Annotated in this window: 18 protein-coding genes; 10 read left to right on the forward strand and 8 right to left on the reverse strand. The window is 41.2% G+C overall.

The genetic code is table 11. The features are described from left to right. Positions 1-249, forward strand: a 249-nt coding sequence (locus RMY31_RS24165) for a hypothetical protein (protein ID WP_409878289.1), incomplete at its 5' end; no start/stop codon positions are given. A gap of 126 nt (positions 250-375) precedes the next feature. Here the strand turns inward: RMY31_RS24165 and RMY31_RS24170 are convergent. From RMY31_RS24170 to RMY31_RS24185, 4 genes are all read right to left on the reverse strand, one after another. Continuing rightward, on the reverse strand, positions 376-2,004 hold the full coding sequence (locus RMY31_RS24170) for a peroxidase family protein (RefSeq protein ID WP_322661154.1): 1,629 nt from the start codon (positions 2,002-2,004) through the stop codon (positions 376-378). Positions 2,005-2,151: 147 nt separating this feature from the next. Beyond that, complete coding sequence (locus RMY31_RS24175) at positions 2,152-3,090, reverse strand: lipase family protein (RefSeq protein ID WP_322661152.1); 939 nt, start codon at positions 3,088-3,090, stop codon at positions 2,152-2,154. A gap of 1,086 nt (positions 3,091-4,176) precedes the next feature. Continuing rightward, positions 4,177-5,133, reverse strand: coding sequence for a cysteine synthase A (cysK, locus tag RMY31_RS24180; RefSeq protein WP_322661150.1), 957 nt, complete (start codon positions 5,131-5,133; stop codon positions 4,177-4,179). A gap of 77 nt (positions 5,134-5,210) precedes the next feature. Then, a complete protein-coding gene (locus RMY31_RS24185; protein WP_322661163.1) occupies positions 5,211-5,681 on the reverse strand; it encodes an Rrf2 family transcriptional regulator in 471 nt (156 codons plus the stop codon). Positions 5,682-5,864: 183 nt separating this feature from the next. Here RMY31_RS24185 and cysE point away from each other — a divergent pair, with 183 nt between their 5' ends. Both cysE and RMY31_RS24195 read left to right on the forward strand, forming a co-directional pair. Beyond that, the gene (gene cysE / locus RMY31_RS24190; protein ID WP_322661148.1) at positions 5,865-6,590 is read left to right on the forward strand and encodes a serine O-acetyltransferase; all 726 of its coding nucleotides are present in this window, start codon (positions 5,865-5,867) and stop codon (positions 6,588-6,590) included. A 113-nt stretch (positions 6,591-6,703) separates the two neighbouring features. Continuing rightward, on the forward strand, positions 6,704-7,777 hold the full coding sequence (locus RMY31_RS24195) for a glutathione S-transferase family protein (RefSeq protein WP_322661146.1): 1,074 nt from the start codon (positions 6,704-6,706) through the stop codon (positions 7,775-7,777). Positions 7,778-7,816: 39 nt separating this feature from the next. On the opposite strand, the gene RMY31_RS24200 is transcribed toward RMY31_RS24195, so the two are convergent. Continuing rightward, entirely contained in the window at positions 7,817-8,266 is a 450-nt protein-coding gene (locus tag RMY31_RS24200) for an antibiotic biosynthesis monooxygenase family protein (protein WP_322661144.1), read from the reverse strand. Between the two features lie 411 nt (positions 8,267-8,677). Between RMY31_RS24200 and RMY31_RS24205 the strand changes: the two genes are divergently transcribed. Further along, positions 8,678-9,100 carry a pentapeptide repeat-containing protein gene (locus RMY31_RS24205; protein ID WP_322661142.1) on the forward strand — a complete coding sequence of 141 codons (423 nt, stop codon included), beginning with the start codon at positions 8,678-8,680 and terminating at the stop codon, positions 9,098-9,100. 159 nt (positions 9,101-9,259) lie between these two features. Here the strand turns inward: RMY31_RS24205 and RMY31_RS24210 are convergent, their stop codons facing one another. Further along, positions 9,260-10,069, reverse strand: a complete 810-nt coding sequence (locus RMY31_RS24210) for a DeoR/GlpR family DNA-binding transcription regulator (RefSeq protein ID WP_322661140.1) — start codon at positions 10,067-10,069, stop codon at positions 9,260-9,262. Positions 10,070-10,361: 292 nt separating this feature from the next. Between RMY31_RS24210 and RMY31_RS24215 the strand changes: the two genes are divergently transcribed. From RMY31_RS24215 to RMY31_RS24240, 6 genes are all read left to right on the forward strand, one after another. Further along, the gene (locus RMY31_RS24215) at positions 10,362-12,275 is read left to right on the forward strand and encodes a transketolase C-terminal domain-containing protein (protein WP_322661138.1); all 1,914 of its coding nucleotides are present in this window, start codon (positions 10,362-10,364) and stop codon (positions 12,273-12,275) included. A 524-nt stretch (positions 12,276-12,799) separates the two neighbouring features. Beyond that, a complete protein-coding gene (locus tag RMY31_RS24220) occupies positions 12,800-13,156 on the forward strand; it encodes a hypothetical protein (RefSeq protein WP_322661136.1) in 357 nt (118 codons plus the stop codon). Between the two features lie 595 nt (positions 13,157-13,751). Beyond that, positions 13,752-14,051 carry a hypothetical protein gene (locus RMY31_RS24225; RefSeq protein WP_322661135.1) on the forward strand — a complete coding sequence of 100 codons (300 nt, stop codon included), beginning with the start codon at positions 13,752-13,754 and terminating at the stop codon, positions 14,049-14,051. A 66-nt stretch (positions 14,052-14,117) separates the two neighbouring features. Next, complete coding sequence (locus tag RMY31_RS24230; RefSeq protein WP_322661133.1) at positions 14,118-14,342, forward strand: hypothetical protein; 225 nt, start codon at positions 14,118-14,120, stop codon at positions 14,340-14,342. A gap of 254 nt (positions 14,343-14,596) precedes the next feature. After that, positions 14,597-15,544 carry a zinc-binding dehydrogenase gene (locus RMY31_RS24235; protein ID WP_322661130.1) on the forward strand — a complete coding sequence of 316 codons (948 nt, stop codon included), beginning with the start codon at positions 14,597-14,599 and terminating at the stop codon, positions 15,542-15,544. 624 nt (positions 15,545-16,168) lie between these two features. After that, positions 16,169-16,465: a hypothetical protein gene (locus tag RMY31_RS24240; protein ID WP_322661125.1), complete on the forward strand. Its 297-nt coding sequence runs from the start codon at positions 16,169-16,171 to the stop codon at positions 16,463-16,465. Between the two features lie 50 nt (positions 16,466-16,515). On the opposite strand, the gene RMY31_RS24245 is transcribed toward RMY31_RS24240, so the two are convergent. Together RMY31_RS24245 and RMY31_RS24250 are read right to left on the reverse strand one after the other, a co-directional pair. Continuing rightward, positions 16,516-17,571, reverse strand: a complete 1,056-nt coding sequence (locus RMY31_RS24245; RefSeq protein ID WP_322661123.1) for an Mrp/NBP35 family ATP-binding protein — start codon at positions 17,569-17,571, stop codon at positions 16,516-16,518. Between the two features lie 187 nt (positions 17,572-17,758). Beyond that, positions 17,759-18,694 carry a HEAT repeat domain-containing protein gene (locus RMY31_RS24250; RefSeq protein ID WP_322661122.1) on the reverse strand — a complete coding sequence of 312 codons (936 nt, stop codon included), beginning with the start codon at positions 18,692-18,694 and terminating at the stop codon, positions 17,759-17,761. Positions 18,695-18,711: the final 17 nt, after the last annotated feature.

Raw genomic sequence — 18,711 nt, forward strand, 5'->3', positions numbered from 1 at the left:
GGGGCATATCCATTGCGACTCAGAGATTCTAGTTTTTGCCTCTGTTCGGTATTCAGTAACACTTTATCTCTACGACCTTTCCCCATTAGCTTACCCCATTTTGTACCAACTTTATTGCACTATTTTAGCCTTGCCATGCCAGTAGGGTGCGTTAACGAAAGTAACGCACCATCTTTATCTCATCTGCGGTGCGTTACGCTTTGCGACAACACACTCTACTGGCATGGCAAGGCTAAAATGTTGCATTAAAAATCTCTGAAAAATTGAAGTTTAGACACATAATCGAATTTTTCTATTGCACTACTTTAGCCTTGACACGCCACTACAGAGTCTAAAGCGATCGCACTAAAATCCAATGTGCAACACTACAATCTGTTAAAGGTCAAAAGTAACTTTGTACTTCTTATCTGATGAAGGTACGTTGCGATTCACTAAATCTGAGACTGTGTTGGTGTTTTGAATTATTTCCCAACCTACAGGTGAAAAAGTCTTTTTATTAAATATATTGGGTGATAGTAAAGGATTAGTTAGCGCCTGAGAGAAGGCATCAATCCCAATTAAGCGTGCTACTAGGGCAGGGATAGTTGAATTTTCCCGCCCATCCTCAGCGTAGAGTCCCACAAAGAACTCAATATTATCAACATGGCCATATAATTCTTTAAGTTTCTCTTGAGCAAATTCATTGCCAGTAATTTGCTCAAACCTCGTCACTCTGGGGAAACCGCACAATTCCCGATAATCGTTGTAGCTTGCCAATTGCAGCTGCCGTCCCAGTCTGATTGAAGGTAATTCAGTTAACTCAACTAATATATCAGGCGTATTAAATAGACCAATTTTTGTACCTGGTTGGGAACAAGTTTCCTCCATCAATGCCCCTAAACCTTGGTCAATTAACATCTTATTGTTCCAGAGAGTTGTAGCAATATGAGTTTGTTTGCCGTTATAGTTAAAGGTTTCTGGAATTGCACTATGCCAGCGATAAACAAAGTCAAACTCAATCGCCATATAATTGGGACGATGCCAACTTTCCTTAGTAAAAGCTTCAGGATCGGCAAATAGCTTAAAGTGATAAGGCGTTATGTGATTAATGTACTCTTCCATAATGATTTTGAGAATAATCGCCATGAGAATATTTCTCGAAGTTTGGAAGAGGCGTTCATCATCCCAATCTGGATAATTACTTGCTAATACATCACAAAGACGATTATGTTCCCTAAGACATAGAGTATTGAGCATCACATAGCCAATTTGCACATTTGCTCGTTCTACTCCCATCGCAAACAGATATTGTTTTTTGTCTGCTGGCTGTCTTTTTTCATCATTGATGGGTTCATAAAGACCAACAAATTGAGGGTCAACTATACCCTGCGCTGGGTCAGCATAATAAAATAAAGGATATTCTTCTTCTACACCATCTTGGCGTTTGAGTTTTTGAGTTTTAAATTTACCTCCTTGAAAGCTTCTCAAAAGGTGTGTTTGTTTTCTGGTTAAACCATAAACATTACACAAATCTATTTCATGGTTTGAGGTATTTTTTAATTTATTGTTATGATCTAGACGGAGGAAACTATCAGTAAACCACTGTACCCAATAGGGAAACAGCATAGTTGATTTAGTAGAGTAAATCGTTTTATTATCTCTTTTACGGAATAAAACAGCTAGGTCTTCAACTTTGGGTAGATTCCTCTCAGAGTTTAATTTTGGATCGGGTGGTAAATGTCGTCCGGTATAAGTGCGATCGTTTAGTGATTCCCAGGAAGTATAACTATCAGTTTTCTTAGGAATTTTAGTATCAGGAATATACTCGTCTAGAGTCATCATACTGTAGGGATTAGGACGAGTAGGAATTTTGTAGATGAGACTATTGAGCAGAGCTTTGTTAACTTTACGTTTTAGAGATTCGTTGCTTTGGAGTAATTGCCAAAGCCCTTTAAAGTTTGTTAAAACAAATGTTTGAATTTTGTTGTTTAATCCGTCTTTGGATGTATCTCTTTTTCCAGCCATAATTTTCTTACCTTTCTTTTTTCAAATTTCTTATTCAATGCATCCTAAATTTCTCTGTTTCAATTGCCAAATTTATGCAAGTAATTGAATGCTCCGATCTAATTACTTGTATGTAAAAGACGAGGAAGCGAGTGTCTGAACGACACCCTAGGCAATCGCACCTTGCTCTGATAATACTCTAAGTAATGGCGGAATATAGCCTGTAGACAAGGAATGATCCGTGATGCTGTTTATCCCTTCCTCGCGCAGGTCTTTTACTATATCAATGAAGATTTCTTGCCACTTTTGCCACACACTTAACTTTTCAAAATCTAAAATTTCGCCATCTTGAGTTAAATATTTGATTTGTCCAACATGATAAAACAAGAAAAGCGGTGCCCAAGTCGGAATTTTGGTTACTACATCATTGTTATTAACAAATCGAAATGTCTTAGATTTGAGTCGAGAATTATATAACTTGGCAAACCTCAAATCCCCAACTCGTGGTTGTCCATAAGTATAAACCCCGCTAACTTCAAAGGGGAATTTGTCAAAGAAAATAGAGCTAGCTGCGGCTAATACTGCTACAGCACCGCCTAAACTGTGTCCTGTAAACCACAGTGATTTAGGGGAATTGCTCATTTCTTTTTGGATGATGGCTTTAATGCCTTTGGCTTCTATCCGTCCTTGGGGATCGTCATAGGGTTGCCAAATGTCATTTAAATATCTACAAAAACCGGTATGTAAGCAGACATGGTAATTGTCGCAGAAATCTTTGTTCTTTAGCCGATTGAAATTAATCTCCCAATCAGATAATTCTTCGCTTCCCCGAAAAGCAACGATCACTTTTTCTGCATCTGCTAGCAGAATTGCTTGGGCACCTTTGTTATTGAAGCAGTAAACGCGATCGCTAGCAAACCCCCAAGCCGATGCTTCTTGCTTGACTCGTTTTCGCCAGTCATCGTTGTTTTCATCTCTGCCTGCCAATTTTTCTACTTTTACTCTTCTGTAGCTGTCTACGCAGAGTTGAGCTAGTAGATAAGCATTGTGAGCATCATATGTTGATGCTTGGGAATTAAACGATGCAAAGGAAATAGGATTATTCATGACAAAATATTGAAACAGTTTCAATGTCAGTATCGATGGCGATAATTAAATCAACGTTGAAATTCTGTTGTGTTGCTATTTGCTCAGACGAGATTCAAGTAGCATGGAAAGCGTAAGGAACACGTTTAAGGGTAAATACTCAAATACTCAAGCCACAGGTTTACAAGAAGATTGTATGACGGCGATCGCACTTGCACCGACATCACTTAAAGCTTAAGCTTCATGTTTTATCGAAGGACTAGTATCGAAGACGATAACTAAGTCAACGGGGGGGTGTAGAGATTGCTTGTTTACTCATGTTTTCTTCCTTTTTTCTTTTAGTTAAAACTAAAAAATTTTATGACTGGAAGATGTTCATAAATTTCAATGTGAAGGAAAATCAATCCACACAGTAGGCAGGAATTCATTAGAGGATTTTTGGCAACCCCTTAGTTTAAGGCTTGATTAAAGCACCTTTATTTGAACTAAAACAACATAAATTTCATATTATATTTAACCCTCCTTGAAGACATTGACCCACACAAGATTTCTTTTGTCAAGTTATGAGCATAATATTTGCTATTTTATGCTAAAAATCTACTTTTCACGCATGTATATTTATTTTTTCAATACAAAAAAAAATAGAATTTTACTTAAAATAATGCCTAAATAAATTAAACCTACTTTTCTTACTTTTCTTACTTTTAAATTGTCAGCGATGTGTTGGTAATATTAAAAATAACTAATAAAAATTACAAAAAATTAAGCAATTAAACCTCGTCCATGTTGAAACCTGGCGATCGCACGATCCGTTTTGAATAACCTGAAAAACCTATTTTTGTAAACTTCTCCTGCTCTGCAATAAATTGCAGGCTGATAGCCGAAGTAGGTTACAAGGTAAGTTCCTCTTTGGCGAAACTACCAAGACCATTACAAGTGAAGCTTGTGAGGCTTGAGGACTCACTAAAAGCGTTAGGTCTCACGCCACTTGACAGCATACAACGGGGAGGCAGCCGCGTGGGCGGGTTTCCCTCAGTACGGCGCTGGCTTTGCAACGCACTGCCTCCTCCACTTGGGGTTTCCCCAAGACTCCGACTTCTTTACGAATTACGAATTAGTATCACTCTCTTCTCGCTCTCTGAACAATGGAGTACTGAGGTAGCGTTCGCCGAAGCTAGGCTGTACCATCACGATTAGGCGGCCTGCATTTTCTGGTCGCTGTGCTACTTGGAGAGCAGCATATAAAGCAGCTCCAGAGGAAATTCCCGATAGTAATCCTTCTTCTTTTGCTAAACGACGGCTGTAGGCGATCGCCTGCTCATCCGTCACCTGAATTACCTCATCTACCAGTTCTGCGCGGTAAATTGCAGGGATGAATCCCGGGCCAATACCCTGAATTTTGTGAGGCCCCGATTTGCCACCTACTAACACCGGACTATTGCTTGGTTCAACAGCGATCGCTTGAAAATTAGGCTTACGCTGTTTAATAACTTCCGCAACTCCTGCGATCGTCCCACCAGTACCTACCCCCGCCACCAGAATATCGACTTCACCGTCGGTATCTGCCCAAATTTCTTCAGCTGTAGTTCGGGCGTGAACTTTGGGATTTGCTGGGTTGCGGAATTGCTGTAACATGTGGGCATTAGGCGTTTGCGCTAAAATCTGCTCGGCACGACCAATCGCCCCTCGCATTCCTTCTACTCCTGGCGTTAACTCTAGCTGAGCGCCATAAGCTCTGAGCATTGCTCTTCGCTCTTGGCTCATCGTATCAGGCATCGTTAGAATAAGATGGTAACCCTTCGCTGCTGCCACCATTGCCAGCGCAATTCCCGTATTGCCAGATGTTGGCTCCACTAAAATGGTTTTTCCAGGATGGATAGAGCCTGCTTCCTCTGCTGCTTCTATCATGCTCGCGCCAATCCGGTCTTTGACAGAAGCAGCTGGGTTCATGCTTTCGAGCTTCACTACAATCTGCGCCACCGCTCCCGAAGCTTGGGGAATCTTGTTTAATCGAACTAAAGGAGTCCGTCCTATCAGTTCTGTAATGTCACGAGCAATTTGCATAATTAGTTCTCAGTCAACAGTTAACAATCAACAGCCAACACTCAACAGCCAACAAACTTTGGACTATGAACTATTGACTAAATGTAATACATCGGACTTTGCTGGGCGCGAGCTTCCCTTTCTTGGCACAAGTCTTGGAGTGTATAGCGCCTCAAAACCTCAATAGAGGCCGCATTGGCTTGCTCCCAGACTTCATAAACTAGACTCCTTTCAAGAGTAGGAGGCTCAGAGGTGTCTTTCTCTTTGCGCTCACCTTCTACTAAAGTGACAATTTCCAGTAAGGTAATCTGCCAAGGTTCACGAACTAAAATGAAACCTCCTTTAGAGCCGCGTTGACTCTGTACCACACCAGCACGGCGCAGGTTAGTGAGAATTTGCTCTAGATACCGCTCTGGTATGGGTTGCTTAGCAGTGATTTCGCTCATTGTCAAAGGAACTTTTTTGCCGTGGTGACTTGCCAGTTCTAAAAGTGCCAATAACGCATATTCAACTTTAGAAGACAGATCCAAGAGAGTGTAGTTTTGGCTATTCAAGTCAGTACTCAACATACTACGGTTAATCAATGAATTTATCGCGGTTTATGCGAACTTAATTTGTTACGAAAAACTATAAATCTATCGACTTACCGTAGATTATCTTACATAATTCTCAAAATAGATTCATTTTTTGGAGGAATTATCTTAGGTTTCCAGTTTCAAAGCTTCAACTACCAATGACAATCCCAACAGAGTATGCTAATAACTGACTTGCAAACAATTTATGAGCGCGACCCAGCAGCCCGTAACTGGCTGGAAGTATTGTTCTGCTATCCTGGGCTTCAAGCCTTATTATTCCATCGAGTGGCACATCGGCTGTATAAAGTCGGGGTTCCCTTTGTACCACGTTTTATGTCACATCTTAGTCGGTTCTTCACAGGCATTGAAATACATCCTGGGGCAGTAATTGGCAAGGGAGTATTTATTGACCATGGTATGGGAGTGGTGATTGGTGAGACGGCGATAGTAGGCGATCATGCTTTGATTTATCAAGGCGTTACCCTCGGTGGTACAGGCAAAGAAAGCGGCAAGCGCCATCCAACTTTAGGTAGCCATGTGGTTGTGGGAGCAGGTGCGAAAGTTTTGGGTAATATTCAAATTGGCGATCGCGTCCGCATTGGAGCCGGGTCAGTAGTACTAAGAAATGTGCCTAGTAATACTACTGTCGTTGGCATTCCAGGGCGTGTAACTCGTCAGAACAACTTGAGTACGAATATTCTGGATCATGATAAAGTGCGGGACGTAGAAGCAGAAGTGATTCGCGCTCTATTTGAACGGCTCAAGACTTTAGAAAAGCAGGTTGAGGAGTTGGAATCTCAGTCAACGTCCTCAAGCACAATAGTCATCGAACAAACAAACAACAGTAAAACTAATAATTCTGATTTGATGATTGAAGACTTTCTTGATGGGGCGGGAATCTAAAGAAGGTAGGAGGTAGAAGGCAGGCGTTAGGATTTAGGAGTTAGTTGTTAGTATTTATTCTCCTTGTCCAGTCATCTCCCCCTGCCCTGCCCCCTACTTACCCGCGAGGTTTTATGATTAATATCAGAAATTTTCAAAAAAAGATTCCTTTAACTCAAAACAAGGGAAATTTTCTGCCTCCAAAACTGATTATTAAGCTGGGTAAGTTTGTTTGGACAGAACTTTGGCATTTGATGATGTCGAGACTTGCTCCTCGCAATCAGTCGGGTGATTATATTCGTCCTAGCAGCCAGCTGAGAAGCTTTATCGGAACAGAAGAAGGGAACCCTTACCAACCAGCAGCGGGGCGTTATCACCTCTACGTTGGGCTTAGTTGTCCTTGGGCGCACCGAACCCTAATTGTACGGGCACTCAAAGGACTTGAAGCAGCAATATCAGTTTCCGTTGTTTCTCCTTCTGCCGTTTCAGGAGGTTGGGTATTCAACCAGCCAGAAGAAGGTTGCCATACCCTGGCACAATTGTATGAGCTTTCTGAACCTGGTTACAGCGGACGCTGTACAGTTCCAGTTTTATGGGATAAGCAAACAAAGACCATTGTTAATAATGAGAGTGCAGAGATTATTGTGATGCTGAACTCAGAATTTAACGAGTTCGCTGTTAATTCCACACTAAATCTCTACCCAGAAGAACTAAAACAGAAGATTGACTGGTGGAATGAGAAGATTTACACAAGCGTCAACAACGGTGTATATCGCTGCGGCTTTGCTCAGAGTCAAGAAGCCTACAATCAAGCTTGTAATGAACTGTTCGCCACACTGGATGAGATTGATGCGGTGTTAGAGACTAATCGATACCTCTGCGGAAGTAATCTTACCTTGGCAGACGTTCGTTTATTCACAACATTGTTCCGTTTTGATATTGCTTACTACGGGTTGTTCAAGTGTAACCGTCGTAGAATTCGGGACTATCAAAACCTGGGAGCCTACCTGCGTGACTTGTATCAGCTTAAAGAAGTTGCTGCCACTTGCGACTTAGAAAGCATCAAGCAGGACTACTACGGCAATCTTTTTCCACTTAATCCGGGTGGTATTATCCCTATTGGGCCTGATATGGCATATTTGCTAGAACCGCACGATCGCAATAGCATTAGCAAAGGTGCAGTTCCGCAGAAATCAGAAATAAACTAATTGTATTAATCAGCACTTTTCGTTTTACACTACTGCTACTCATTTGCGATCGTCTAGCAACACATCAAAATGTTTCACTTTTGTCTCTGGCTCAATCAGATATTCATTGTCTTTAGGCAGAGACCGTACCTTTTCAATATCATTGCCAGCAAACGCACGAATGGCATCCCGTGATTCCCAATATGAAATCACAGTAAACTCTGTAATCTTGCCATCAGTAAGGCGGAGTACTTGCGCTCCCAAATTGCCAGGAATCGACTCGATTTTTTTGATTCCAGCTTCTTTGAGATAATCATAGTACTCGGCTGCTTTGGAAGTGAGAGTTTTACCATGCCAAATACGTGCGACTACTGTTTTTGCTTGAGTGCTGCTTCTATTTTCTTGGGCAGGAACTGTTGAAGGGCTAGACTGTGCAAAAGCTGCTAAGGGTAAAGTACTAACTGATACTATTAATCCGAAGAATATATTTAATAAATTTTCTCTCCTCATCTTTGCCTTCTCCTTTTATTATCCTGTTGCTACTTCAGCAATTTCACAAACTAAACTGGCGACTTTTAAACAAAAAAATTAAATTTGCATGTATTGGTTCTACATTAATTTAGGTTCAATAATACTATTCACATCCCCCTCATGCCGGAGCTATGTTCTCAAAGGTAGACTTAGTATTATATGACTTATGGTGACCTGAACCCTAATTTTATCTTTCCTTAGAGGGTAGTTAAGTGATGCTGCTTTAAGCATTTAGCTAAGAAATTTCAACCTTTTTAATAATCCATCTGTGCGACGACAAAAGACTGCCAATTAAGTCATCCTGTTTACAAGGAAAACTTAATCTATACCGTGCCAAGTTTTTAAGGAAACTTCGGTCATTCAGTTTCTGTCCCTTTTGAGGTAATGAAGATGAAACTAGAGATTCTAGCTACTACAGCATTACTAGGCACAATTGCCTTTGCTGCTCCCGTGCAAGCTGCAAATCCTGCTCATGTTAGACAGTTACTGAAGACGGGAAGTTGTCCTGGGTGTGAATTGACAGGAGCAAACCTGCGAAAGGCTCACTTAATTGGTGCTGATTTGAGAAATGCCAACTTAAAGGGAGCTAACCTCAAGTCTGCCAACTTAGAAGGTGCCGATCTCACTGGTGCTAATCTGAGGGGGGCAAATTTGACCCAAGTTTTTGCGAGTGATGCTAGCTTAAGTGCTACCGACCTAACAAATGTCAAGCTCACGGATGCTACGCTCTATAATGCTGACTTGGAAGGGGCTGTCTTGGTAGGTGCTGATTTGAACGGAGCCATACTATATACTGCTGTGCCGTCTAAGTAGCGGTAATGAACTACGTACGCCAATAACAGCTTTAGATGCTGCTCCCAAATGATTACAAACCCCTGGAAAGCATTCAAAGTATTGATGCTGTGGGTAACAACAGCGATCGCAATTTACAGTTGCACCGTATCTGCTGTCGATACTAATTGTCATTACAAATTACGAATTAATCTCAGCAGATTCATCACGGATAATAGTCAAACCCAAAGCTTTATAAGCAGTTAGCATCTCATTGGATACTGTTGGTGCAGTTACAAGATAAGTTAGTGCATGAATCGACTCCACTACATAGTGAGCTGCTGTATCTAACTTTTCTGCTGTCGCTAATCCAACCACTTCCGCTGCTCCAGCAATCATTGCTCGTTTGACATAGGCTTCTTCTAGATTCGGCACACTAATCCCAACTTCTGGATGCAGACTGCATACGCCCAACATGCACAAATCTGCACGAATCATCTGTAATGCCTCAATGGTAGCTGCACCAACGTTTACCAAAGCTTTTTTGTAGAGTTGTCCGCCCAACATCACGACTTGAATGTGAGGATGCTCTGCTAATGCAACGGCGATGGGAGGACTATTTGTCACGATTGTCGCTTGTAAATCTAAGGGCAAATGACGGGCTACTTGGAGAGTTGTGGTACCGCCATTTAAAATTACTACTTGCCCCGTACAAATTAATTTTGCAGCTGCGCGAGCGATCGCTTCTTTTTCTTTTGGTGCTTGTTTTTGCCGATCTGCATAACTAGCGATCGCCGGAGAAGCCAAAAGCGCTCCGCCATGAACGCGCTGCAAAAAACCAGATTCAGCTAATTCTCGCAAATCCCGACGAATCGTATCTTCAGAAACCTTTAGTACGGCACTGAGTTCCGATGACAGCACCTTTTTATCGCGACGCAGAATTTCTAAGATGAATTGTCGTCGCTCTGCCGTTAGCATAGAAGATTTTTCCGGAAATTGCATATTTGCCATTGAAATTGCACGTTTGTGAGTTTATACTTATAGCTATGCGGGTTATTGCATGTTTGTAGTCGATTTTAAATAAATTCAAGCACATTCACGCACCGGGGAATTTAACAATTTTAGCTGAGCCTTCGTAACAACGGAAGCCAGTAATTTACATAATTCCTCGTAGATTACTCGCTAATAAAAAGGAAAAGATTCTGCCTAGAAAGGGCAAGGCATGTACCAAGTAGCTCAGTACCGATTACTTTTATTACTCAGCAATGAGTAAAGTTAACATTTCAAATTAAACAGATAAATCATGACAGTCACTAATACGCAATTTCCAATTAATCTCGGTGCTTACAAACCTCTGGCTCTCAATCCCACAAATACAACTCTCACAGATGAGCAACGAGACATCCTGAGAGCAAACATTCAACTTTGTCGCGATGCGATCGTCTTGTTTACAGCCACCGGTGCTGCTAGAGGAGTAGGCGGTCACACTGGCGGCCCTTACGACACAGTGCCAGAGGTGATGATTCTCGACGCATTTTTCCGGGGAGCAGCCGATAAATTTGTGCCGATTTTCTTTGATGAAGCAGGACATAGAGCCGCAACCCAGTACTTGATGGCAACCCTACATGGTGAGTTAGATGCCGAGCAACTTCTACACTATCGCGAGGCACACTTCGACTTACCAGGACATCCCGAACTAGGACTAACTCCTGGTGTGAAGTTTAGTTCTGGACGACTGGGGCATATATGGCCCTACGTTAATGGTGTAACCTTAGCAAATCCTGGCAAGGTCGTTTTTTGTCTCGGTTCTGATGGTTCTCAGCAAGAAGGTAACGACGCGGAAGCTGCCCGCTTGGCTGTTGCTCAACATCTGAATGTCAAATTAATTATTGATGATAACGATGTCACTATCGCCGGACATCCATCCAAATATCTACCTGGTTTCACAGTCGCCAAAACCTTACAAGGTCATGGGTTGAAGGTACTAGAAGGAGACGGAGAAGACTTAGACGATTTATATCGTCGCCTTTGCGAAGCAGTAAATACTCCCGGGCCGATTGCTCTTATTAACAAACGCCCGATGTGTCCTGGTATTGAAGGGTTAGAAGGTTCCATTCACGGTCACGATGTCATCTCAGTAGACTTGGCGATTAAATATCTTGAATCACGCGGACATTGTGTTGCTGTCGAATGTCTGAAAAATATTCAAAAACCCAAACAAATCTATACTTTTATTGGTTCTGGCGATAAATGGGGTGCTAATCGCAATGTGTTTGGCGAAGCAGTTGTTGATGTCTTAAGCCGGATGAGTGAAGAGGAACGCAAGCAAAACGTCAGAGTCATCGATAGCGATTTAGAAGGTTCCTGCGGACTCAAAAAGATTCACGATGCATACCCCGAAATTTTTATCTCCTCTGGAATTATGGAGCGGGGCAACTTCTCTGCTGCTGCTGGGTTTGGCATGGAGAAAGGAAAGCAAGGGATTTTTGCGACTTTTAGCGCTTTCCTAGAGATGTGTATCTCAGAAATTACGATGGCACGGCTGAACTACTCAAATGTTCTTTGCCACTTTTCGCACGCGGGTATAGATGACATGGCAGATAATACCTGCCATTTCGGTTTGAACAACATGTTTGCTGACAACGGTTTGGATGATGGTTACGAAACACGGCTGTACTTTCCCGCAGATGTTAATCAAATGAAAGCCTGTGTAGAAGCTGTGTTCTTTGAGCCTGGACTGAGGTTCATTTTCTCAACTCGTTCCAAAGTGCCTAATATTCAGGACAGCAATGGTAACGACTTGTTTGGTAGTGGCTATAAATTTGTGCCTGGTAAAGATGAGGTGATTCGAGAAGGAACACAAGGCTATATTATCAGCTTTGGTGATGCTCTATACCGTGCCCTCGATGCTGTAGAACGTCTCAAGCAAGAAGGATTGGATGTGGGTTTGATTAATAAACCGACTCTGAATGTTATTGATGAAGAAGCGATCGCAAAAATTGGTAATGCTCCTTTCGTCCTTGTGGTAGAAGCGTTCAATCGTCGAACCGGATTGGGTAGCCGTTTTGGTTCTTGGCTATTAGAGCGCGGGTATACTCCCAAATACGCTCATCTTGGAACTCATAAGGAAGGTTGCGGCGGTTTATGGGAACAGTTCCCACATCAAGGCATCGATCCAGTAAGTATTATGAACAAGGTTAAAGACTTAGTTAAATAATCCTAGGATTAGCCCTTTCAAGGTAGGTAAAAATCCCGGAAAACCTATTTTTCCTTGGAATTCGGTTATGTAGTCTAAACTCCAGTAGTTTTGATGAAACGTAAAAAGTCAAAACCTAAGTTCCATAATTGTTTTAGCGTATGCGTAGACGTTTTTGAGCGGCTTACCGCAGGCATCGAATCTACAAGCCGATTATTTGCTCCTAACGCCTCACTCATCCCAGTCTAAAAAAATGAGTTATGCCACCATTTCTGGTGGCATATTTTGTGATTACAGCGAGCGCGATCGGAGTAGAGGTAACTGCTAATACAGACAAATGATAAGCTTTAAAATCCTTGGGGATATTGAGTAAGTCTGTCTTAAGGTTGTAGTCAGTCTTTAGGAAATTTCTTAGTTTGAGTGTAGAGTCTACCTCAAGCAATATCACAACAATTGTTTGAGGTAAATCGTAACTGACGCAGTTCTCATCAAGTTTTTCTGGCGGATGGCTCAGCGTCTGAACAAGAAATTAGCGCAACAAGCAAATGAAACCTCTACACTCTTCCCGTATAGCGACCGTAATCCTAACAGTTTTAGCAGTTATCACCATCTCTAGCTGTAATAACAGGCAACGGTCAGCGAATGAAAGTTCAAAAACTACCTCACAAAACCCAATAGCAACGACACAGCCGGGGTCAACTAGACCTCTAACACAGAAAACACAAGGGATTGTACCTCAAGGAACGACTTGTCCCAAAGATCATCCAATAAAAGGTGTCACTAGTAAAAGGCTGGGGAAAATTGCCCTCGCTACTCAGTCTCCTGAATACACCAAAGCTAAGCCAGACATCTGTTTTTCTGATACAGCAACAGCTCAACAGGCAGGCTACAAAGTTCCTTAGTTTCAATGTTATGCTTATTGGTGCATTTTATCAAGCAAAGATACAAAGCCTCATCCAGAAGATGAGGTTTTTGATTTTCATTGTAAAAATAGTATTAGTCAATGCACATGTTTTTAAATTAGATATAAATAAACCGCTTCATAGTGATACGAGAAAATGCTAGTAATAATTCAATTGAAGGTATTGATACAGACTAACGGATAATAGCATCACGCAATAGTAACCAGCAGTTTTACAGTTGGGCACAAGTTTGGAGGAATGCGCTGCGAATTATTAATTGCAAACAAAATAAAAAATAAGAAAATCCAGTAAATTGAAACTTAGGTACATCTGCGGTTGTGCTATCATGGTATTGTTAAGAGCTATTACCATATATTTGACATCGGTCATCTAGCAATTGCTTTAACTGTTAGAGATAGCGACTCTACCATCAAGTGTAATTTGAAATGTCGTTATCTATGCCAAAAAATACCCAAATAAAATATAAAACATATCCTTTAGTAGAAGTTTACCAGCGAGTGAAGGTAAGTATGTTGGAATAAAAGCTATTTGACTAGTCTTTTGTTGATAACAACGTTTATTAGCGTACTTCTTTATGAAATTTCTAGTATTTATCAGTACTCAATCTGGAGAGCAGCACTGGAAAGGGCAAGCAGACTCACTTCACCAAGCAGAAGAAAAAGCCCTGACCTCCATTGATGCACACAGCAAAACAATCAGTGATACCTCTATATGTTGCCAATGGCACTGGCAATACAATCCTGAACTAGGCGACACTGAGCATTGCAACACTTGTGGTAATCCTGTCTACTGGGTAGATGAAGAGTATTATTGCTCCTATTGTGTTGAAGTTTTGCGGCGAGCCGAGGCGGATGGACAACTATACTCACGTTAGAAACTTATTTAAATAAGAGCTTGTTGCCACGTTCGGATAATTTGTCATTCTACAACTAGAGAAATTATGAGTTACGTGAGCCAAATCATATTGGAACAACTACGCTCTGGGGAAAAAACTGCTGGAGAATTGAAGGATGCGGCTGAGTGTAGTTACAGTGTCCTCGATCGAGTCATCAAAGAACTAATTGATGCTCAACAGATAGAACCAGGATGGAGTAATGACGATTGTCCTGTGAGAATTTATCAACTTAAGCACAAACAAGAATTTGTTCCCTTTTGGAGAAAATAATCTTTCACCTCTTAGTGAAAGAAACCTTCTTGGGTAAGGAAACATTAGAAGAATGCGATCGCGATCGCCCCCTCAGAGAAATTATATGGTGTCCGGTTGAAGACTTATCATTAAGACTAAAGCGGTGAGACAGGACGTGGAGAAATTTTGATAATCACTTATTATCAAGGATTATCTGAACTTAATATCATTAATATTCTTTCCCAAGAAACTGCATCAAACTAGAACTGTAACTTAATTCAGGTTTAGTCAAGATGAGTAAAATACGTGCTGTTGTTGTTGACCCTAATGTATCGGGGCGTTTAGTGCTGCGTGATGTAGATGCACCAATTCCTGCTGCCAACGAAACTGTGATTCGAGTTGCAGCAATTTCCCTTAACCGAGGAGAAGTCCGACGTGCTACCACCGCTGAAGCAGGTTGGCGACCGGGTTGGGATTTAGCAGGTGTTGTCGAAACCCCTGCTGCTGATGGTTCCGGGCCTGTTGCCGGGACGCGGGTCGTCGGTTTACTTCGTTCTGGTGCATGGGCGGAATTAGTATCAGTACCAACCCACTCACTAGCAGAATTGCCGCAGTCAGTTTCCTTTGCTCAAGCTGCCACACTACCTGTCGCTGCTTTAACTGCGTATCATGCCCTGCTTCAAGGTGGCTCAGTTTTAGGTCGTCCAGTCTTGATTACAGGGGCATCTGGTGGCGTGGGTCACTTCGCTATTCAATTAGCACGCCTCAGTGGCGCGCAGATAACAGCTCACATTCGTCGTCCAGAATACGAGACATTCGTTAAAGATGCTGGCGCTGATTCTGTTGTTATTGGTGAGGATCTTTCATCAGCTAGGGAATACGGGCCTTATCACTTAATTGTCGAGTCAGTCGGTGGAAATACCCTCGGAACAGCCCTTGATTTGTTAGCAGAAGATGGGACGGTAGTTCTATTTGGTGTTTCCGGGGGAGCAGAAGTGACATTCAACGCCCAGCGTTTTTTTGCAACAGGTGGTGCAAGTTTGTACGGTCTAATTTTATTCCACGAATTGAGACGAGAATCAGCCGCAATAGGATTACAAAGGTTGTTGAATTTAGTAGAAACAGGTCAATTACATCCTGTTATCGATCTTGAAGCTTCTTGGACAGAAATAGCTGATGTAGCGCAACAATTACTCGACAGGAAGTTTACAGGCAAAGCTGTATTGCACATCTCAAATTGAAAGTTCAAAATTGCAATGAACGACAGCAATGACTTCTGGCACAAACTAGATTGACTAGTAGCCACTAGCAATCTCAAAATTGAGCGCCCAAGAGGAACCTCACATCCAAGATATCCATCCTTCGTTTACCGGCGTTGCATAGTTGCGGGATGATTTAGCAACTTCTAAAATTCTCCCCCTGCTTCCCCTGCTTACCCCAATTCATCCCACTGTTATGCAACGCCCGTTTACCCATTTGACTATGGATATTTGCAAGATACTCAAGCTGGAGATGGGTCTAATATCGATATCTGAATACTTGACGGCAGTTGCTAGGGGAGGTACTGGCTCCTCGCTACTCGCTCCCAAGTGAGAGTTACGATAAAATGGGCGGATTGAGATCGTATTTTATACCAGCAGCAAGGGATTTAGAATCGCTTGATGTTTTTAATATTTTATTTAATAAATTAGTTTTATCTATTTAAGAAAAAATAGTATTTGCTTTTATCTAATTTATAAGAATAATATTGAGTTAGTAGCTAGCAAGTTTATCTTTTGAAAGAATCATCGCTAATTGATAGCGAATCGCCTCAACTATCTTCTAAAATAATTTTGCTAAAGCTTAAATAAACTCAGATAATACATATGAAATTTCTCAAAATCGCTTTAATGTTTTTAATTCTTTTAATCAATTTAGTATTTGCCACATCCTCCTGGGCAGATGTATCATCACACTTCAGTGTAAATCCTCACTATTTCGTAGGACAAAAAGTTATTTGGCATTATAAAGCTCGCCCTGACTCTGATAACATTCAGAGAATTCCTGCCGAGGTAGTCAAATTAGGCTCTAAGCAAGTACAAGTCAAAGTGCGAAAAAACAAGAATGAATTTGTCAATCGTTGGGTAAATCAAGACAAACTGGAAGCTGATAATAGTGATTGAATGATTACTAATTTGTAATTCATAATTGAGGGTAAAAGCGTTAATTTTAATTATGAACAATTAGCAGAAAAAGTTCCTTCGAGTGCGGTGACAATTTTGACAAAAACCTCACTTGCTGGCGAAGTGCGATCGCCGATCGCGATCGGATTGCCGATATCACCACCGCTACAAATATAGGGATCGATGGGAATTTGCCCCAATAGAGGCGCTTGTAATTCTGCTGCGAGTTGTTCGCCGCCACCACTACCAAAAATCGGCGTGCGCGAACCACAATCGCCACAGATTAAATAGCTCATATTTTCAATGATGCCAAGGACAGGAACACCCACTTGGCGAAACATATATATATTACGACGTACATCTGCGATCGCTACTTGCTGAGGAGTTGTCACTAGAATGACTCCACAAATTGGGCTTTCTTGAATAATTGTAATTTGAGCATCACCTGTACCGGGGGGTAAATCTATTAATAAATAATCTAATTCTCCCCATTCTACGTCTTGCAAAAATTGTGTGATAATTTTATGCAATACAGGGCCGCGCCACGCTAAAGGACGATTTACTTCTGCAAGTAAACCCACTGACATCAATTTTATTCCCTGAACTTCTAGAGGTAAAAACTTATCACCTGTAGCAGTATGAATCACTTGAATATCAGCTTGGCCTAAACCCAACATTTGCGGTAAGTTAGGACCATAAACATCAGCATCTAATAATCCAACTTTTGCGCCTTGTAATTTTAAAGCTGCGGCTATATTCACGGCTGTTGTTGATTTACCTACGCCACCTTTACCACTAGAAACTGCAAGAGTTATTCTCACACCAGGAATTGTACAAACTTGAATGTAAGTTTTTTTGCACCAAGATATTGATGATAATTTAGATTGAATTTCTGTTTGTAATTGCTGCTGATGGGAACCGATATATAAACGTAAGTAAATGTAGTCATCAACTATGCGTAAATCTCGCACCATTCCCAAGCTGGCAATGTCATTTTTTAAGGTAGGTTCGATGATTTGTTTGAGGAGTTGGACGACTTCTTGTTTACGAGATTCTGACTGCGCCGTATCTTCAAGACGCTGAGAGTAAGAGTGATTGTTAGACATATTATAGTTTGCCAATTGCAGCATAATAAAAGCGATCGCTATCTTCTAAATCTTCTCAAAAAATTTTTCACCCAAGCTTCTTTCTGTGGCGATCGCAGTATTTTAAAAGGTTGTGAATAATCAATTGCTAAGTCAAATATAGTACGTTCGTAAACTTCATTGGTTATTTACTGCCCACTTGATGAGATTATTGTATCTTCTGAATTGCTCGTTGCGCTTGGATGGACACTTCTCTATCAGGGTCATCTAAGGCTTGTTGCAGAGGGTGAATAACATCAGGATGAGCTAAATAACCAAGAGCAATTACTGCTTCTTTGCGGACATCTGCATATTCATCTGTTAATGCTTGAATTAATCTCGGCATAACTTGAATATCTGGGATTTTTTGTAAAGCTTGTGCTGCTGATTTACGCACTTGCCAATGTTCATCATCTAAAGCTATTTCTAATGCTGAAATTGCTTGAAAATTTTCATGAATAGCTAGAGATTTAGCTGCATTACGGCGTACTTGCCAGTCACTATCATTCATGAGTGCTTGATTAAGCTTAATAATTACTTCTGTATCTTGTAAATGTCCTAGACTTAACGCAGCCGCACGACGCACAACTGCTGATTTATCAAAGATTAAATCCAAAGCTTGGGGACATTTCTCTATTTGATTGAGATATCGCAACGTGGTAATTGCTGCTTCTCTTAACTCAGGATTATTTGATTTTAAAAATGGTAAGATATAGGGTAAAGATTGAATATCATGAATTTTTCGCAACAGTACTAAGATATTTAGTTGTGTATTTATATCATCACTCTGAAGTTTATCTAATAACAGTAGTAAATCATCCTGGGTAACTAACTCGTTTAAAGCTGATGCAGCTTCAGTGTGAATATCTGCATCTGCGGAACTGAGACATTCAATTAAGGCAGGAATAGCTGAAGAATTAGCAATCTCCCAAAGGGCAGATATAGCTATTTTTTGAACAGCAATAGATTCATCTTGTAAAGCGATGATTAGTGCGTCTACTGTTTCTTCTTCGCCAAGATGTTGTAATGTTTTTACAGCTACTAAGCGGTCATTTACATCAGGCGATCGCAGCATTTCCAGCCAATATTTAAGTTCATCGTCCATTAATTCTTACCACAGAG

The organism is Dendronalium sp. ChiSLP03b, assembly GCF_034531165.2.
In the GTDB taxonomy this organism is placed as follows: Bacteria; Cyanobacteriota; Cyanobacteriia; order Cyanobacteriales; family Nostocaceae; genus Dendronalium; species Dendronalium minutum.